At 63.5% G+C, this 16,548-nt stretch carries 15 protein-coding genes; 7 read left to right on the plus strand and 8 right to left on the minus strand.

The features are described 5' to 3' along the window. Nucleotides 1–96: 96 nt before the first annotated feature. The 6 genes from B0G81_RS27540 to B0G81_RS27565 are packed head-to-tail and all read left to right on the plus strand — an operon-like array spanning nucleotide 97 to nucleotide 6,952. Nucleotides 97–1,527 carry an MFS transporter gene (locus B0G81_RS27540; RefSeq protein ID WP_134139533.1) on the plus strand — a complete coding sequence of 477 codons (1,431 nt, stop codon included), beginning with the start codon at nucleotides 97–99 and terminating at the stop codon, nucleotides 1,525–1,527. A 5-nt stretch (nucleotides 1,528–1,532) separates the two neighbouring features. Further along, on the plus strand, nucleotides 1,533–2,945 hold the full coding sequence (locus tag B0G81_RS27545; RefSeq protein ID WP_134139536.1) for an MmgE/PrpD family protein: 1,413 nt from the start codon (nucleotides 1,533–1,535) through the stop codon (nucleotides 2,943–2,945). A 10-nt stretch (nucleotides 2,946–2,955) separates the two neighbouring features. Beyond that, a complete protein-coding gene (locus B0G81_RS27550) occupies nucleotides 2,956–4,119 on the plus strand; it encodes an acyl-CoA dehydrogenase family protein (protein WP_134139538.1) in 1,164 nt (387 codons plus the stop codon). Further along, nucleotides 4,116–5,306 (plus strand): CoA transferase, encoded by a 1,191-nt coding sequence (locus B0G81_RS27555; RefSeq protein ID WP_134139543.1) that lies wholly within the window; start codon nucleotides 4,116–4,118, stop codon nucleotides 5,304–5,306. The genes B0G81_RS27550 and B0G81_RS27555 overlap by 4 nt, the downstream gene beginning before the upstream one ends. 46 nt (nucleotides 5,307–5,352) lie before the next feature. Continuing rightward, complete coding sequence (locus B0G81_RS27560) at nucleotides 5,353–6,105, plus strand: GntR family transcriptional regulator (RefSeq protein WP_106302037.1); 753 nt, start codon at nucleotides 5,353–5,355, stop codon at nucleotides 6,103–6,105. 34 nt (nucleotides 6,106–6,139) lie between these two features. Then, nucleotides 6,140–6,952, plus strand: a complete 813-nt coding sequence (locus B0G81_RS27565; RefSeq protein ID WP_134139546.1) for a CoA ester lyase — start codon at nucleotides 6,140–6,142, stop codon at nucleotides 6,950–6,952. A 14-nt stretch (nucleotides 6,953–6,966) separates the two neighbouring features. On the opposite strand, the gene B0G81_RS27570 is transcribed toward B0G81_RS27565, so the two are convergent. After that, nucleotides 6,967–7,767, minus strand: coding sequence for a hypothetical protein (locus B0G81_RS27570; RefSeq protein ID WP_106282072.1), 801 nt, complete (start codon nucleotides 7,765–7,767; stop codon nucleotides 6,967–6,969). Nucleotides 7,768–8,063: 296 nt separating this feature from the next. Between B0G81_RS27570 and B0G81_RS27575 the strand changes: the two genes are divergently transcribed. Beyond that, nucleotides 8,064–9,713: a methyl-accepting chemotaxis protein gene (locus B0G81_RS27575; RefSeq protein ID WP_134139549.1), complete on the plus strand. Its 1,650-nt coding sequence runs from the start codon at nucleotides 8,064–8,066 to the stop codon at nucleotides 9,711–9,713. Between the two features lie 142 nt (nucleotides 9,714–9,855). Here the strand turns inward: B0G81_RS27575 and B0G81_RS27580 are convergent, their stop codons facing one another. The 7 genes from B0G81_RS27580 to B0G81_RS27605 form a co-directional block, all read right to left on the minus strand. Then, on the minus strand, nucleotides 9,856–10,665 hold the full coding sequence (locus tag B0G81_RS27580) for a c-type cytochrome (RefSeq protein ID WP_134139552.1): 810 nt from the start codon (nucleotides 10,663–10,665) through the stop codon (nucleotides 9,856–9,858). Next, complete coding sequence (locus B0G81_RS27585; protein WP_134139554.1) at nucleotides 10,662–12,287, minus strand: b(o/a)3-type cytochrome-c oxidase subunit 1; 1,626 nt, start codon at nucleotides 12,285–12,287, stop codon at nucleotides 10,662–10,664. The genes B0G81_RS27580 and B0G81_RS27585 overlap by 4 nt, the downstream gene beginning before the upstream one ends. Beyond that, nucleotides 12,274–12,846 (minus strand): cytochrome C oxidase subunit II, encoded by a 573-nt coding sequence (locus B0G81_RS27590; RefSeq protein WP_134139556.1) that lies wholly within the window; start codon nucleotides 12,844–12,846, stop codon nucleotides 12,274–12,276. The genes B0G81_RS27585 and B0G81_RS27590 overlap by 14 nt, the downstream gene beginning before the upstream one ends. A 2-nt stretch (nucleotides 12,847–12,848) precedes the next feature. Further along, nucleotides 12,849–13,022 carry a hypothetical protein gene (locus B0G81_RS43815; protein ID WP_166679065.1) on the minus strand — a complete coding sequence of 58 codons (174 nt, stop codon included), beginning with the start codon at nucleotides 13,020–13,022 and terminating at the stop codon, nucleotides 12,849–12,851. Nucleotides 13,023–13,046: 24 nt separating this feature from the next. After that, nucleotides 13,047–14,423 carry a cytochrome c gene (locus B0G81_RS27595; protein ID WP_208328560.1) on the minus strand — a complete coding sequence of 459 codons (1,377 nt, stop codon included), beginning with the start codon at nucleotides 14,421–14,423 and terminating at the stop codon, nucleotides 13,047–13,049. After that, nucleotides 14,420–15,133 carry a c-type cytochrome gene (locus tag B0G81_RS27600; protein WP_106282060.1) on the minus strand — a complete coding sequence of 238 codons (714 nt, stop codon included), beginning with the start codon at nucleotides 15,131–15,133 and terminating at the stop codon, nucleotides 14,420–14,422. The genes B0G81_RS27595 and B0G81_RS27600 overlap by 4 nt, the downstream gene beginning before the upstream one ends. Nucleotides 15,134–15,621: 488 nt before the next feature. Beyond that, nucleotides 15,622–16,509 (minus strand): LysR family transcriptional regulator, encoded by an 888-nt coding sequence (locus B0G81_RS27605; RefSeq protein ID WP_134139559.1) that lies wholly within the window; start codon nucleotides 16,507–16,509, stop codon nucleotides 15,622–15,624. Nucleotides 16,510–16,548: the final 39 nt, after the last annotated feature.

Consider the following 16,548-nt stretch of genomic DNA (forward strand, 5'->3'; position numbering starts at 1 on the left):
CGCCCAGTCTAAGAACGACCAGCAGCAAAACAGCGCATATCTGCCAGCAAGAGCAGTCAGCGCGTGGATTCCGGCGACGTCCGAACAGGCGTCGCGATGCGGCGGGCGCCAACGCAGCCGCACGCACACAAGGAGACAAAGGTGGCTATCGGTATCGTCAACTCGGGCGCGCGACTCGATCGCCTGCCCATCGCGTCCTTTCATTGGAAGGTCCTCGGGCTCATCAGCGCGGGCGCCTTTCTTGACGCCTTCGACATCTATCTCGCGGCCGGTGCGCTCGGCGCAATGGTGAAAGCGGGCTTCTCGGATCTGAAGCTGAACGCGTTGTTCATCTCGGTGACCTTTCTCGGCATGCTGATCGGCGCGGGCTTTGCCGGCTATCTCGGCGACCGCTTCGGCCGCCGCTCGTCATATCAGACGAACCTGCTGATCTTCGGCATTGCGTCGATTGCCGCGTGTTTCGTGCCGAATATGATGTGGCTGATCGTATTGCGGCTGATCATGGGCGTCGGCCTCGGCGCCGAACTGGTGGTCGCGGCAGGCACTCTATGTGAATTCATCCCGCCCGCATCACGCGGACGCTGGACCGCCTTGCTCGCGCTCATCATCAATTCCGGATTGCTGGTGTCGACGGCGGTGGGTTACGTCGTGATTCCGCATCTCGGCTGGCGTTATATGTTCGCCATTGCCGGAGTCGGCGCGATCATCGTGTGGGTGCTGCGGCATCGGATGCCGGAGTCGCCGCGCTGGCTCGAATCGGTTGGACGCAGTGAAGAAGCCGAGGCGACTGTCTCCGCTATCGAACACGAGGTGCAGCGTCAGCGAGGTCCGTTGCCGCCTGTCGAACGCACCGAAAGTCTCGAAGTGCCGAAAGCACTGTTCTCCGCATTGTTCTCACACGCCATGCTCGGCCGCACGCTGGTTGCGATTCTCACTGCAGTCGCCGTGAATATTTCGGTGTACGGTTTTGTTGCATGGCTGCCGACCTTCTTCGTCAAGGAAGGCCTCACCATTGTGCAATCGCTAGGCTTCACGACGCTGATGGCGTTCGGCGCGCCGGGCGGCGCACTGGTCGGCTTCTTCTGCGCGGACCGGATCGGACGGGCGCGTGGCCTCGTGATCTTCGCGATCGCCACGATCGTGGTCGGCTTCATCTATCCGAACATGCATGCGGGCTGGGCGATCAGCAGCGTCGGCTTCGTGTTGATCACCTGCATCTATACGGTCACCACGCTGGGCTTGTTCGCCTACATCCCGGAACTGTTTCCGACTGAACTGCGCCTGCGCGGCACCGGCACGGCGGGCGTATGCGGCCGCGCCGCCTCCATGAGCACGCCGTATCTGGCGGTGCTGCTCTACAACTCGTTCGGCGTGTCCGGCGTGCTGGCCATGGTGAGCAGCGTGCTCGCGTTGCTGGTGTTCGGGATTCTGCTGCTGCGTGTGGAAACCAACCAGCATGCGCTCGAACGGATCTCGCCGAGCCTCGAAACCGACTCTGATTCGCTACCCGCTACCCAGCAAGGTTAAAGCTCATGACTTCACTCGCTTCCTCCGTCACGCTGTCCGATCAATACGCGCGCTTCGGCCTGGGCTTGCAATTGAGCGACGTACCGCGCGCCGTGCAAACCCGCGCGAAGCATCTGATTCTCGACGCCGTCGGCATTGCATTCGCGTCGCGCGGTTATCCGTATGCGGATGTTTCGCTTGCCGCGTTCTCGGAGCTCGGCAGCGGCGCTTCACCCGTCATCGGCTATGGCCGGCGACTCGACTTGCGTGATTCCGCGATGATGAACGGCGTGCTGATTCACGGTCTCGACTTCGACGACACGCATTCACGCGGCGTCATTCACTCGACCACCAGCGCATTGCCCTGCGTGCTCGCGCTCGCCGACCGCGACGGCGTGAGCGGCGCGGACCTGCTGGCCGCGTACATCGTCGCCATGGAAGTGTCGACGCGTGTGGCATCGGCGGCGAAGGGCGGATTCCACGACGCCGGGTTTCATCCGACGGGTCTGGTCGGCGCATTCGGCTGCGCGGTCGCCGCATCCAGATTGCTGCAACTCGACGAAGCCCGCATGGCGCACGCACAAGGCATCGTTCTTTCGATGGCCGCCGGCAGCCTCGAATTCCTCGAAGACGGCGCGTGGACCAAGCGTGCTCATCCCGGTTTCGCGGCCGCCTCGGCTATCACTGCCGCGACGCTCGCGAAGCACGGCTTCACCGGCCCGCGTCTGGCCTATGAAGGACGCTTCGGCCTCTACGCCAGCCACCTCGGTAAGCCGCTCGACGCGGCCGATCGTGAACTCGCCACAGAAGGGCTCGGCAGCGCCTGGCAGATCGACGAAGTGGCGATCAAACCGCTGCCCGCATGCCACTTCACGCATGCAGTCGCCGACGCGGCGATCGCGCTAAATCGCGAACATCGTTTCTCGGCAGAAAAGCTCGACTCGATCAAACGCGTGATCGCCAACGTACCGCGCGGCACGGTCGAAATCGTGTGCGAACCGGTCGATGCGAAGCGCAAACCGGTCACCGCCTACGACGCGCAATTCAGCGTGCCGTACATCGTCGCCACCGCGTTGCTCAAAGGCCGCTTCACGCTCGACGAACTCGAACCGGCCGCGCTCGCCGACCCCGCGGTGCTCGCACTTGCCGCAAAAGTCGACTATGAAATCGACCCCGACACGACCTTCCCGCGCCATTACACGGGCGAAGTCGTGGTGGAACGCAGCGACGGCTCGCGCGTCGCGCATCGCGAGGCGATCAATCGCGGCTGCGCGGACCGGCCCGTCAGCAACGACGACATCGTCGCCAAGTTCTACGCGAACGCGCAGCGCAGCGTCTCGCGCAGCGCCGCCGAACAGATCGCCCAAGCCGTATTGCAACTCGACGAACAGCCGGCCCGCGCGCTCGCCGATACGCTTGCCGGACACACTGCATCCTAAGGACGTCATCATGACCGCAACAGAACTCGACACGCTGGAAAACGATCAACTGATTCTCGACATGCTGGACCGGTTTCTCGAAACCGAGGTGCGTCCTTATGTTCACCAACTCGATCACGACGATATCTATCCAGCGGAGATCGTCGAGAAGATGAAGGAGATGGGTCTGTTCGGCTGCATCATCGATCCCGAGTATGGCGGGCTGGGTCTGTCGACTCGGACCTACGCGCAGATCGTCGCGCGCATCTCGCGGGTGTGGATGTCGGTGAGCGGCATCATCAATTCGCATCTGATTCTCGCCATGCTGGTGCAACGCAACGGCACGCCCGAGCAGAAGAGCAAATATCTGCCGAAGTTCGCCACCGGCGAGTGGCGCGGCGGCATCGGCCTCACCGAGCCCGATTGCGGCACCGATCTGCAAGCCATTCGCACGACGGCCAAACGCGTCGGCGACGAGTACATCGTGAACGGCAACAAGACGTGGATCACCAACAGCAAGCACGGCAACACGCTGGCGCTGCTGGTGAAGACGGATACGACGGCGCAGCCGCGTCACCGAGGGATGAGTTTGTTGCTGGTGCAGAAAGGACCGGGATTCGAGGTCAGCCGTCAACTCGAAAAGCTCGGCTACAAAGGCATCGATACGTGCGAGTTGTCTTTCAACGACTATCACGTGTCCACGGATGCGCTGATTGGCGGCGTGGAAGGAAAGGGCCTGCAACAGATACTCGGCGGCCTCGAACTCGGCCGTATCAACGTCGCGGCGCGCGGCGTCGGCGTCGCGCAAGCCGCGCTCGATGAATCGGTCAGCTATTCGCAGCAGCGCAAAACCTTCGGCAAACCGATCTGCGAACACCAGGCGATCCAGCTGAAGCTCGGCGAAATGGCGACGCGTGTCGAAGCAGGACGTCTGCTCGTCGACGCCGCCGCGAAGAAGTACGACCGCGGCGAGCGCTGTGACATGGAAGCGGGCATGGCGAAATACTTCGCCACCGAAGCTGCGTTGGAAAACAGCGTCGAGGCCATGCGCATTCACGGCGCGTATGGTTATTCGAAGGAGTACAACGTCGAGCGCCTGTATCGCGACGCGCCGCTTCTTACGATCGGTGAAGGCACCAACGAGATGCAACGCATCATCATCGCCAAGCAATTGATCGAACGGAGCCCGGTATGAGTTTGCCTCTCTCAGGCGTGCGCGTGCTCGCCATCGAACAGTACGGCGCCGGGCCTTTCGCCACTCAACATCTCGCGGACCTTGGTGCGGAGATCATCAAGATCGAGCATCCGAGCAATGGCGGCGACGTCGGCCGCGCGGTGGGCCCGTATTTCTTCGGCGAGGGCGATAGCCACTTCTTCGAGGCGTTCAATCGGAACAAGTGCAGTCTCACGCTCGATCTGAAGAAGCCCGAAGCGCGCGCGGTGCTGCTCGACCTCGTCGCGAAAAGCGACGCCGTGTTCAACAATTTGCGCGGCGATCTGCCGGCAAAACTCGGGCTCACTTACGCGCAACTTTGCGAGGCGAATCCGAAGATCGTTTGCGGGCATCTGTCCGCTTATGGACGAACTGGCAGCCGCGCGGCATGGCCGGGCTACGACTATCTGATGCAAGCCGAGGCGGGCTATCTGTCAGTCACCGGCGAACCCGACAGTCCGCCGGCGCGCTTCGGCCTGTCGATCATCGATCTGATGACCGGCACGACGGCGGCGATGGCACTGCTCGCCGGCCTCGTCGATGCGAAGACGTCGGGCAAAGGGCGCGACATCGACGTGAGTCTCTTCGACGTCGCGCTGCATAACCTCGCCTATGTCGCGACGTGGTATCTGAACGGCGGTGTGGTGACGGGGCGCGAGAACCGCTCGTCGCACCCGTCGCTCACGCCGAGCCAGTTGTACAAAACGCAGGACGGCTGGATCTTCCTGATGTGCAACAAGGAGAAGTTCTGGGGCGTGCTCGCCGAAGTGATCGACAAGCCGTCGTGGGTGACCGATCCGCGCTTTTGTAACTTCCAGGCGCGTCTCGCGAATCGCGATCTGGTGCAGACCGAACTCGACGCAGTGCTTTCGACGGCGACCACGGCGCAATGGCTCGAACGCTTCGGCGGCCGCGTCCCGGCCGCGCCGGTGTTCAACGTCAAGGAGGCGCTGGAGAATCCCTTCGTCGCCGAACGCGAATGCGTGGTGGATGCCGAGCATCCGCGCTTCGGCAAGGTGCACGGCGTGGCCGCGCCGGTGCGGGTCGACGAGCCGCTGCCGACGCGTGCGGCGCCGGATCTCGGGCAAGACACGCAGCGTCTGCTCGACGAACTGGGCTACGGCGCGGAAAGGATCGCTTTGCTGAGGGAGGCGGGTGTGGTGCAATAAGGCCGGGCGGGCAACCGTCCGCCCTCTCACTTTTTTGCACATCCAGATGGCCACGACAGTCCTTGGGCAACAGCCGCGTTACATGCAGCTGGCACAGACGCTCCTGAACGAGATTCAGGGCGGACAGTTTCCCATCGGCACGTTGCTGCCGACCGAGTTCGAACTGTGCGAGCAGTTCGGCGCGAGCCGCTTCACCGTGCGGCAGGCGATCAAGCAATTGGAGCAGCGCGGTCTGGTGGACCGGCGGCCCGGCATCGGCACCCGCGTGAAAGCCACGCAGAGCGAGACCGCGTACCGTCAGGTGATGGAGCGCCTGAGCGATCTGCACCGTTATACGACCGACACGGAGTTGGAGATCGCGTCGACGCAGACAGTGGAGATCGACGACCCGGATCTGATCGAGCGGCTCGGCGCGAAGCCGGGCGAAACCTGGCTGCTGGCCGAGGGCATTCGTCTGTCGCCGGAGAGTGTTGAGCCGATCTGCCACACCGAGGTGTATATCCACCCGGCGTTTCGCTCGTTGACGGGCCTGAGCGGCCGGACGCATGTGCCGATCTACACGATGATCGAAAAGCAGTTCGGTGAGCAGATCACCGAAGTACAGCAGGAAATCCGCGCGGTGGCGCTGCCGGCGAAGCTGGCGCAGCGTTTGAACGCGAAGCCGCGTTCGCCGGCGCTGTGGTTATGCCGGCGCTATCTGAACCGGCGCGCGCAGGTGGTCGAGCTGACGATCAGCGTGCATCCGGCGGATCGCTACAGTTATTCCGAAACATTTCAACGCGACTGGCACGCGAACTAGCAACATCGCGCCGCGTGCCGTTCAGGAGAAGAACATGGACGCACGCAGTTATCTGTTCGTGCCGGGCGACCGCCCCGAGCGGTTCAGCAAGGCACTCGACACGGGCGCCGACGCGGTGGTGATCGATCTCGAAGACGCGGTCGTACCGGCGGCCAAGCAGGCCGCGCGCGAAGGCCTGCAACGCTGGCTATCGACGGCGGACCTTACGCGGCTGATCGTCCGCGTCAATGCAGTAGGCACGCCGTGGCATATCGATGACGTGGACATGGTGCGCGCGTCCGGCGTTTCCACGATGATGCTGCCGAAGTCGGACAGCGCGCAGCAACTCGCCGATGTCGCCGCTCGGCTGCCATCGCAGATGCGAATCGTGGCGCTGATCGAAACCGTGACGGGCGTAGTGGCAATGCGGGAAATTGCCGGCGCGCCGTCGGTCATGCGGCTCGCTTTCGGCACGGTGGACTTTTGCGGCGATGCCGGCATTGAAGGGCTCGGCGTGGAACTGAACTACGTGCGCTCGCAGATGGTCATCGAATCGCGCTACGCGGGTCTGCCCGCGCCGATCGACGGTGTGACGCTGGAACTCGACGATCTCGCGCGCCTGACGGAGCATGTGGCCGCTGCGCGGCGCTTCGGCTTCGGCGGCAAGCTGTGCATTCACCCGCGACAGGTGGACCCGGTCAACAGCGGCTTCGCACCGAGCGAAGACGAGCGACGCTGGGCATCACGCGTTCTGGCGGCTTCTCGCGAGCATCCGCAAGGCGCGTTCGCGGTGGATGGCAAACTGGTCGACCGGCCGGTCATCGAACGGGCGCGGCGGATTGCGGAGTTCGACGCGCTCGTCCCGTGACGCCCGCGCGACGCTCACCGCCTCAAATGATCCAGCGCGTCCCTCAACGGCGCGCTGGAGATGACGATCGGCCCCGTAAACGGCGTATCCAGATCCACAATCACGTAGATCGCCGAAGCAATCGACACCGCGCCGAGCGAAATCGTGACCAATGCCAACGCGTTGCGCGGCGCGATCAGGCCGAAACTCAGAAAGATCACACCCAGCCAGAACGTCAAGGTCTTGAGAAAAGGCTGGGAAATCGAACTGTGCGCTTCCTCGATGAGCTTCCACCGCGCATCCACGACGCGCCGGTATTGCTTCAGCCCGTCATCGAGCGCGCGCTGCCGTAACGGGTCGGGCGTCCGCAGCGCCCGCAACTCGCGGCCCACGGCGCTCAGCATGTCGCCGAGCCGCACGCTCTCCAGTTTCTGCGAGTTGTTTTGCGACCCTATGTCTTTCGGATAGTCGCCAGTGGGCGGCGTTTCGGCAGGCCACGTGGATGCGATCGCCGCAGCGGTGTACTGGCGCAACAAATGCCGGGCCGGCTCGGTTTCCGTGCCGTAATCGCGCAGGGTAGTGTCGAACTCGATCAGATCGGCCGCGTAGGCGCGCAAGTCGTTCGAGGCGGTGTCGAAGCTGGATTTCGCGGACGCCGTCATCAAGCCGAGTACCAGCGCGGCGAACGTCACCAGCATGCCGATCACCAGTTGGATCAACTGCACCGTCTCGTGCGCCTTGTGCTCCTCGGGCAGGAGGGGGCGCACGCACACCCCGGCCGCGGTCACGACGAGCAGAAGAACAAAAACCACGACCGCCGAGCCTATTTCCGACATCGCCGTGCTCCGTGGACACATCCCGCCACTTTCCATCAAGCGCCGCCCGGCGAGAAGCCGGGTAGTCCCGCAATGCCCAGTGCGAATCACCCTTCATATGCACCCGTATGTTGATGTAGCGCAAGCCCATGCGCCAGCCACCATAAAGTTTTTTGCGATTGAGCCGTAGTCCTTATATGTGGCGTTCGCTTAAATTTAGACAAGAGTTGCGGACCTGGCCGAACGGGCTTGGGCGCAGCAGCGTGGCCGAGGCATTACTGAACATCCGGTCAGGCAGCCCAACGGAGACAAGCCCGATGTTGAAAAATCTGTCGATTCGCACCTGCCTCACCCTGATGATCGTGTTCTTCGGCGTCGTGCTGCTGTTCGGCGCCGCCGCCGGCTTGCTGTCGCTGCGTTCGAGCAATGCTTCGCTGCAGCAGATGTACACCGTGGACACGCCCGCTGTCGCCGACCTCGAAGGCAGCGCCGGGCAGTTGTTGCGCCTGCGTCTCGCGCTGGCGACATACGCATCGCTGGTCGACCTGAACGATCAGGACGGCGCGAATGCCGTGCTCAAGCGTTTTGATCAGTACCAGAAAGCCTCCAACGACCGCCTTGCCCACTATCTGAGCCGCGCGAGCACGGACGCCGACGAACAACGCCTCATCAAGGACATGCAGGACAAGCGCGACACCTTCCTACACGAAGGCATCGATCCGGCGCTCGCCGCGCTCAAGTCCGGCGACAAGACGACCTTCCAGCAATTGCAGGCGCACAAGCTGCCGTCGCTCTACAGCGCGTACGAAAAGGCGATGCTTACGCTCGAACAGTTGCAACTCGATCACGGTGCGCAACGCTATCAGGACGCGCAGGATCTGTTCTACGCGATCTGCATTGCAGTGGCGATCGGCATGGCGGCATCGCTGCTGGGTGCATGGATCGGCCGCGCTGTGCTGGTGCGTGCCATTGTCCGTCCGGTCGACGCGACCATCGCCCAGTTTCAGCGCATCGCCAATGGCGACCTGACCGGCCAGATCGTCGTGGGCAGCCATAACGAAATGGGCCGTCTCGCGGCCGCGCTGCGCAAGATGCAGGAATCGCTGATCGCGACGGTGAACTCGGTGCGTCAAGGCACGGAATCCATCGATACCGGCGTGAGCGAGATTGCCGCGGGTAATACCGATCTGTCGCAACGTACCGAGGAACAGGCCGCGTCGCTCGAAGAAACGGCGGCGAGCATCGAACAGCTCACCTCGACGGTCAAGCAGACGGCGGACAACGCGAAGCAGGCCAGTTCGCTCGCGCAGGGCGCGTCCACGCTGGCCGCGCAAGGCGGCGATCTGACGGAGCAGGTGGTGGGCACGATGCATGGCATCGTCGACGATTCGCGACGGATTGCCGACATTGTCGGCGTGATCGAAGGGATCGCGTTTCAGACCAATATTCTGGCGCTGAACGCCGCGGTTGAAGCAGCGCGCGCCGGCGAGCAGGGGCGCGGCTTCGCGGTGGTGGCGAGCGAAGTGCGCTCGCTCGCGCAACGCAGCGCGGCGGCAGCCAAGGAGATTAAGGGCTTGATCGACGAATCGACGGCCCGTGTGCAGGCTGGCTCGCAACTGGTGCAACGCTCGGGTTCGACGATGACCGAGATCGTCGGCGCGATTGCGCGCGTGAGTTCGATCATGGGTGAAATCGCGGCGGCTGCTCTGGAGCAAAGCACGGGCATCGATCAGGTCAATCTCGCGGTCGCGCAGATGGACGAGGTGACGCAGCAAAACGCCGCGCTGGTGGAGCAGGCAGCGGCTGCCGCGAGTTCGCTGGAGGAGCAGGCGCGGCGGTTGACTTCTGCTGTCTCTGTGTTCCAGACCGGCAGCGGTGCGGCGTCTTCGTCCTCGTTTGCCGGGCGGCGCGGCAGTTCGGCTGCTACGCCGAACACGGCCGGTGCAGGCGAACTTGCGACGGCTTAGCATCGGCGGTTGCTTTACGCCGCGGCCTGATGAGTCTTCGGGACAAGCCGCACCGGGGATGGCGACGGCTTAACGTCGGTGGTGGTGACGCGACGGCGCACGGAGTCTTCGCGACAAACCACGTCGCGCGCACAATCGACCGTTACTGCGTGGCCGCATAATATTTCGCCACGCTGTCGATCTCCGCGGGCGTCATTTGGCGCGCCACGTTACGCATCTGTTCATTGATATCGTTGCGCCGCGCGCCGGAAGCAAAGGCGCGCATCTGCGCGGCGAGATAAATCGACGACTGCCCACCGAGCCACGGCGCCGCGCCCTTGCGATCAAGTTGTCCGTGACACGCGGCGCAAGGCGCGATATTGCGCTGCGGATCGCCCTGCATGGCGAGTTTCACCGCGTTCGCATCCGGTCCCACGCCAGTGGGCAGGGTTTCCGCCGCGGGCGCTCTCGGCAGCGACGCGTAGTAAGCCGCCAGATCGTGCAGATCCTGATCGCTGCGCGCGGCGATGATCGGTTGCATGATCGCGTTCTGGCGCACGCCGTTCTGGTAGTCGCGCAATTCTTTGTAGACCACATCGGCATATTGGCCGGCCAACGCCGGCGCGGTCACCTGCACCGTGCCGAGTACGCCGTGGCACATCGAGCAATTCTGCGTCGCGATCGTCGCGCCACGGCCGATCGAATTCGCGTCGGCCCGCACGCGCCGCAACGGCGGTAGGACCACGACGTCGCTAGGCGCCGGGCCGGCGAGATTGCTGCCGCCATACCAGCTCGACGGCGCACCCGCGGCGCTGCAGATCGTCGCCCACAAGCCGCGATCGCCGAACGACTGGCTTGCCGATGGCAGCCAGATGAAGCCGATCAGTATTCCCACGACAGCAATCGCAATCGTGCCGCCCACGCTCACGGTGAACCATGGGTTGCGCAAGCTGAAGACGCGTTCCTGATTCATCGCTGCGCTCCGACGACGACTGCCGGCACGGAGGTCTGCGGCAATCTGAGCAACTGCACGATCGGCACGCTGTAGTTGACGACTGTGAGTCCGATCATCAACGCCACCCACAAGCCGAAGCTATTGAGCGCGGCCGGTACGCGGTCCACCGGTTGCGCCGCGCTCGCAAAGCGGAAGACCTGCTGCTGAACCAGTGGACCGAATTGCGACTTCACGAGGATGTAGACGAACAGCACGCCGGACGCCAAGAGAATCAATCCGCCCACCGCCGACATGCCGACCCAGAACGCCTGGGACTGCAAGCCGAGAGCGTTGTAATCGTAGTAGGCCATGCGGCGCGGCGCGCCGAGCAGGCCGACGTAATGCCACGGCAGCGTCACCACCATCATGCCGATGAACCACAGCCACAGCTGCGTGCGCACCAGCTTCACCGACACGATCGCGCGGCCGGTCAGTTGCGGCCACAGTTCATAGGCAATCGCGAAGTACATGATGACGATCGCGCCGCCGAAAATCAGATGAAAGTGCCCGGTCACCCACTGCGTGTTGTGCACGGTCGAGTTCAACTGATAGCTCATGTTGATCAACCCGCCCGCGCCGCCGAGACCGAGCATCACGAATGAAAACGCGATCACGAGCATCATGGGGTTCTGCCAGGGCAAGGCGGTCAGCCAGCCGAATGCGCCCTTGCCGCCGCGCAATCTGCCGGCGATTTCGACCGACGCGCAAATCGTGAACACCGTCAGCAGTGTCGGCACCGACACCATGCCGGTGAACACGGCATGCAGGAATTTGAAGCCGGAGCCGACCTGCGGATCGGCGAACAGATGGTGGATGCCGATCGGCATGGCGAAGACGAGGAACAGGATGAACGACACGCGCGCCATCGAATCGCTGTAGAGCCGTCCGCCGATCGCGCGCGGCACCAGCGTGTAGTAGGCGATATAAGCGGGAATCAACCAGAAGTAGACGATCGCGTGCAGCGTCCACGAGAACAGGATGCGCGAGAGGCCGGCGTCGATCGTGTTCGTCAGGCCGAATGCGACCGGCAGGATCTGGAACAGGATCTCCAGCGCCGCGCCGACGGCGGTCCATGCCCACAGATACGCGCCCGCCACGTTGGCGAACATGGCGAGCGGCACCGGCTTGCCGGGATTGGCGCGTTTCCAGATGCGCAGATTCACATGCATCAGCGCGACCCAGATCCACGAGCCGACCACTACCAGCACCACGCCGAGGTAATAGAACGGGCTGCCGATCATCGGCGGATAGAAGGTGTAGAGCACCGAGGCCCGGCCAAGCGCCACGGGCACCGACGCCATCACCGCGCCGACCGCCAGCATGATGAACGCGGCCCACGCCCATTTGAGACCGACGAGACGCTGCGCGAGCGCGAGTTCGACGATCGCGTAGCCGAAGCCCATCGACACGAGTGTGGGCATGACGTACGCCATGACGGTGCCGTGCGCGGTCACCGAGCGATAGTAGAGCTCGGGGTCGCCGACCCACGGCATGAGCGGGCTGCGCACCAGCATCTGCCAGGCGCCGAGCAGCAGCGCGATCAGAAACGCAATGAAGGCGAGCCAGAAATGCGCGAGAACGAGTCGCTTAGCGTGAAACACAGCTCAGCCTCCGTGATTGTCGGGCCTGCTCGAAGAAGGTGGCTTTGTCGATGACTTTCACATGTGCCCACATGGTCTGATGGCCGAAGCCGCAGAACTCGTGGCACGGCATGGTGTGATCTGCGGGCGCGTCGAAACGCGTGTTGAGCGTGGCGACGTAGCCGGGCACGACCATCGTGTTGATGTTGGTGTCGGTGACGAGCAGGCCGTGCACGACGTCGGCGCTGGTGGTGCGGATCGTGACCGGCGTGTCGGCGGGCACCAGCAGGCATTGCGGCGTGAACGAATACTGCTGCGCGATAAAGCGCACGACCACCGAGCCGTCCGGCTCGACCGCGCTGCCGAGATTGTCTTCGACGAATTCGCCGGACAGTTGCAGGCGCGATGGATCGATCGTTTCGACACGCGAGGGCGGCATCATCGCCCAATGCAGCCCGGAGAACACGATGACCGCTAGCATCAGCACGATCAGCGCGACAGCGAAAATCGCCCAGCGTCGTTCGGCGCGTAAGGCTACCGCGTGGCCGCCGCCCGGTTGATGATTGGAATCGGTCGACATGATCAGTGAACGACGCCGCGCGGCAGAAACACGACGAAGTAGAAGCCGAACCAGATCGCCATGACGATCAGCGTGGCGACACCGGCCACGGCGATCGCGCCATGCGGGCCGGCCGCGACGACGCGTTCCACTTCGTTATCGGTCGGCGGCGCGCTGCGGGTATCGTTCGCTTCCATCTAAAGGTTCTCCAATGCAGCGCATCAATGCAGCGGGGCGTTGCGCAACTCGTTGACCTGGCGGGACGTCACGGGCTGGCCGTGATTGCCCCACGCAGTGCGGATATAGGTGACCACGGCGGCGGCGTCGGTGTCGTTCAGTTCCTGCCCGAAAGGCGGCATGCCGTACGGTTCCGGATTGCGCATGGTGCCCGGCGGGAATCCACCGTTCAGCACAATGCGGATCGGATTGACCGCGGAGTCCATTTCGATCGACTGGTTGCCGGCGAGCGGCGGGTAATGCTGCAACTTCCCTTCGCCTTTCGCGCCGTGGCAGAGCGCGCATTTGTCGGCATAGATCTTTTCGCCGAGCGCGAACACGTTGGTATTGGTAGGCGCCGACGGCCCGGACTTGCGGCCGCTCTTGTCCGGCAAGGTCTTCAGATAAACGGCCATCGCCTTGACGTCTTCTTCCGTCATGTACTGAAGGCTGTGGTACGTGACTTCGGCCATTGGCCCGTACACGGCGCCGCGATCGGAAATGCCCGCTTGCAGCAGATCGACGATGTCCTTGATGCTCCAGTCGCCGAGGCCGCCGTCCTTGTCCGAGGTCAGCGACGGCGCGTACCAGTTCTGCACCGGAATCAGTCCACCCGCGAACTGCTCGCTTTGCGACGATCCGCCGAGCATGTTGATCTTGGTGTGGCACATCGTGCAGTGCCCGAGCCCTTCGACCAGATACGCGCCGCGGTTCCATTCGACGGATCTGGTCGGATCGGGCTGGAACTCGCCCTCGCGGAAATACAGCGTACGCCAGCCATAGAGCAGCTTGCGCTGGTTGAACGGGAAGCGAAGCGTGTGCTTGCGGTTCGGCTCGCGGACCGGGGTGACCGTCTTCAGAAACGCGAAGATCGCGTCCGAGTCTTCACGCGTGACCTTGGTGTATTGCGCGATCGGCATGGCCGGGTAGATCAGCGTGCCGTCCGGCGTGCGGCCGGTGCGCATCATCTTGAAGAAGGCGTCCTGACTCCACGTGCCGATGCCGAACTGGGCGTCCGGCGTGATGTTCGGCGAGTACAGCGTGCCGAACGGCGTTTCCATCGCCAGGCCGCCGGCGAACAGTTTGCCGCGCGGCGCCGTGTGACAGGCGACGCAGTCGCCGGCGCGCGCAAGATACTCGCCGCGTTTGACGATGTCGGGGCGCGTGTCGGCGCCCGGCGCGGATGTCGTGGCGGTTTCGGCGGCGCGTGCTTCGGCGATCAGCAGCGGTGTAGGCGACGCACGCAGAAGCGCGGCGCTGCCGGCCACGATCAGGCCGCCAACCAGCAGACCGGATACGAGCGATGCGGGCGCGCCAAGGCGCTTCATCACGGCAATCAAAGCGGCGCGAAAAGTGCCCGGAGAGCGGAAGGTCGGCTTCATTGCGGTTGGCTCCCGCAGGCGAGAGGCAGCCGTTCCGCGGACGCCGGTGCGGGCCGCGGATCGGCCGGACGCGGCTGACGCGCAAGCCAGCTCGATACCGCGGTGATGTCTTTGTCGGTCAGCTTGACCGCGATCGAATGCATGCAGTCCGGCGCCAACGCGTGCCGCGTGCCCGAGCGCCAGGTGCCCATCTGTCCGGCGATATAACTCGCGTGCAGACCGAGCAGGCCGGGAATGCCAGGTTGCGTGCCGGTCATGCGCGCGCCATGGCATGCAATGCATGCCGGTATCTTGCGGGCCGGATCGCCCTGCGTGACGAGGCGCCGTCCGGCGGCGAGCACGGCAGGCGCAACGTTGCTTTGATCGGCATTGGGGTAGGGCGGTTGCAGATCGGCGAAATACTGGCTGATCTTGCGAAGGTAGTCGTCGGGCAGGAACGCGAGCAGATAGCCCATTGGCGGATAGGTGCGGCCGCCGTCGCGGAACGCGGTCAACTGATTGAACAGATAGTCGGCCGGTTTGCCGGCAATGCGCGGAAAGTAATCGTTGTTCAGGCCTTGGCCCTGCACGCCATGACACGAGGTGCAGGCGCGCACACGCTCGTCCATGGCCGATGGCATGGCGCCGGACGCGTCGGCGGCGAATGCCACGCCGCTCCACATGACGTAAAGCGCAAACAGAACCGACGATCCGATAGTTCGACGATGCACGCCAGGCCTCGATTGGGGAACGTTCTTTGTTCTCGATTATCTCTCGCGCATTCGCACGTGGATTCGCATGCGAAGCCGACAGATGATCTATGTCCACTCTGCCGATATTTTTCTTGTATAGCGACTGCAAGAACAGCAAATCGAAACGGACTTGTTCTGGACGGCGAGTGATGATTCGCTACGGCGATGCGATTGCTTTATATAAACAACGATCTGCCTGAATGCGCCGGTGGGTGGCGGCTTTCGGGCTGCGGGAATAACGCTTGAAACGTTCAGCAGCGTGTATGAGGTTGCAGGAATTTAGTCGAAGCGTCAATAGCAAACACAAGCTCGTTCGACGGGATACCTGATCATGATAGGCGTCGATTAGAGGGCTTTCAACATTTCCCGCGCGGGTCGCCTCGTCCGCCGACGTTATCGTGCGAATGTGATTGTTTGATGATGAGCCACGAGCGTCTGCGAGACGGTGTGAGCCCATCATCCATGAGTCAACTGAAAAGTGCCTTCAAGGCCATGCGAGCATTGCTGACGAGTTCGGTTTCGCCGATTCGCCCAGGCAACAGATGAAACTCGACGGCGGGCAATGCGGGCAAGCCCACGCTCGCCGGACAGGCCACTACGCCGCCGCCAATCGACGATTCGTTCAGGCAGGAAATGCCGAGCCCCGCCTTCAGCGCGAGTTGCAAACCGGCCACGCCCGATGCGGAGTGCGATACCACATACGGCACCTTGTGCTCGTCCAGCAGCTTCACGACGAAGCGCTGCAACTGGCAGCTCGACGGCAGCAATACGAGTGAATAGGGCGTGGACGGCCGCGGACCCGAATCGGCCGCGCTGACCCACAGCAGTTTCTCGCGCCGCACAACCGTGCTTTGCGCGCCGGCGCGCCGGCCCGCGGCGCGCGTGTTGTCCGCCATGAGCCGCAGTGAGAGCCCGATGTCGAACGACGCATCGTCGCCCGCATTGCTGTCGATCACCGCGCTCGGCTGCACGGTGACGTGCAGCTTCAGGCGCGGGTGTTGTTCCGAGAACGTCTTGAGAATGCGCGCGATGTCGTGCGGACGGTAGTAGTCCGTGATGGCGATACGCAATTCGCCGTCGAGCGAGCGCCCTTGCAGGTCTTCGAACGCAGCTTCGCTCATGGCGATGATGCGCCGCGCGTGGTCGAGCAGCCGGCTGCCGGCCGGCGTGGCGCTCACGCCCTGCTTGCTGCGCACGAACAGCGGCTGGCCGGCGCGCTCCTCGAGTTTCTTCAGCTGCTCGCTCACGGAGGACTGCGACAGGAATACCCGCTCCGCGCCGGCCGAAACGCTGCCCGATTCGGCGACGGCGACGAAGGTCCGCAACTGCGTCAGGTCAAATCCACGTTGGCTCATGATTCGGCATATCCGATGGAAGTCATCTGAATTTCCGGC

The organism is Paraburkholderia sp. BL6665CI2N2 (assembly GCF_004366535.1).
In the GTDB taxonomy this organism is placed as follows: domain Bacteria; phylum Pseudomonadota; class Gammaproteobacteria; order Burkholderiales; family Burkholderiaceae; genus Paraburkholderia.

What these genes read in the sequence shown, in the direction of transcription:
- B0G81_RS27540 (WP_134139533.1), top strand. Translation starts at nt 97, where the DNA reads ATGCGGCGGGCGCCAACGCAGCCGCACGCACACAAGGAGACAAAGGTG.
- B0G81_RS27545 (WP_134139536.1), top strand. Translation starts at nt 1,533, where the DNA reads ATGACTTCACTCGCTTCCTCCGTCACGCTGTCCGATCAATACGCGCGC.
- B0G81_RS27550 (WP_134139538.1), top strand. Translation starts at nt 2,956, where the DNA reads ATGACCGCAACAGAACTCGACACGCTGGAAAACGATCAACTGATTCTC.
- B0G81_RS27555 (WP_134139543.1), top strand. Translation starts at nt 4,116, where the DNA reads ATGAGTTTGCCTCTCTCAGGCGTGCGCGTGCTCGCCATCGAACAGTAC.
- B0G81_RS27560 (WP_106302037.1), top strand. Translation starts at nt 5,353, where the DNA reads ATGGCCACGACAGTCCTTGGGCAACAGCCGCGTTACATGCAGCTGGCA.
- B0G81_RS27565 (WP_134139546.1), top strand. Translation starts at nt 6,140, where the DNA reads ATGGACGCACGCAGTTATCTGTTCGTGCCGGGCGACCGCCCCGAGCGG.
- B0G81_RS27570 (WP_106282072.1), bottom strand. Translation starts at nt 7,767, where the DNA reads ATGTCGGAAATAGGCTCGGCGGTCGTGGTTTTTGTTCTTCTGCTCGTC.
- B0G81_RS27575 (WP_134139549.1), top strand. Translation starts at nt 8,064, where the DNA reads ATGTTGAAAAATCTGTCGATTCGCACCTGCCTCACCCTGATGATCGTG.
- B0G81_RS27580 (WP_134139552.1), bottom strand. Translation starts at nt 10,665, where the DNA reads ATGAATCAGGAACGCGTCTTCAGCTTGCGCAACCCATGGTTCACCGTG.
- B0G81_RS27590 (WP_134139556.1), bottom strand. Translation starts at nt 12,846, where the DNA reads ATGTCGACCGATTCCAATCATCAACCGGGCGGCGGCCACGCGGTAGCC.
- B0G81_RS43815 (WP_166679065.1), bottom strand. Translation starts at nt 13,022, where the DNA reads ATGGAAGCGAACGATACCCGCAGCGCGCCGCCGACCGATAACGAAGTG.
- B0G81_RS27595 (WP_208328560.1), bottom strand. Translation starts at nt 14,423, where the DNA reads ATGAAGCCGACCTTCCGCTCTCCGGGCACTTTTCGCGCCGCTTTGATT.
- B0G81_RS27605 (WP_134139559.1), bottom strand. Translation starts at nt 16,509, where the DNA reads ATGAGCCAACGTGGATTTGACCTGACGCAGTTGCGGACCTTCGTCGCC.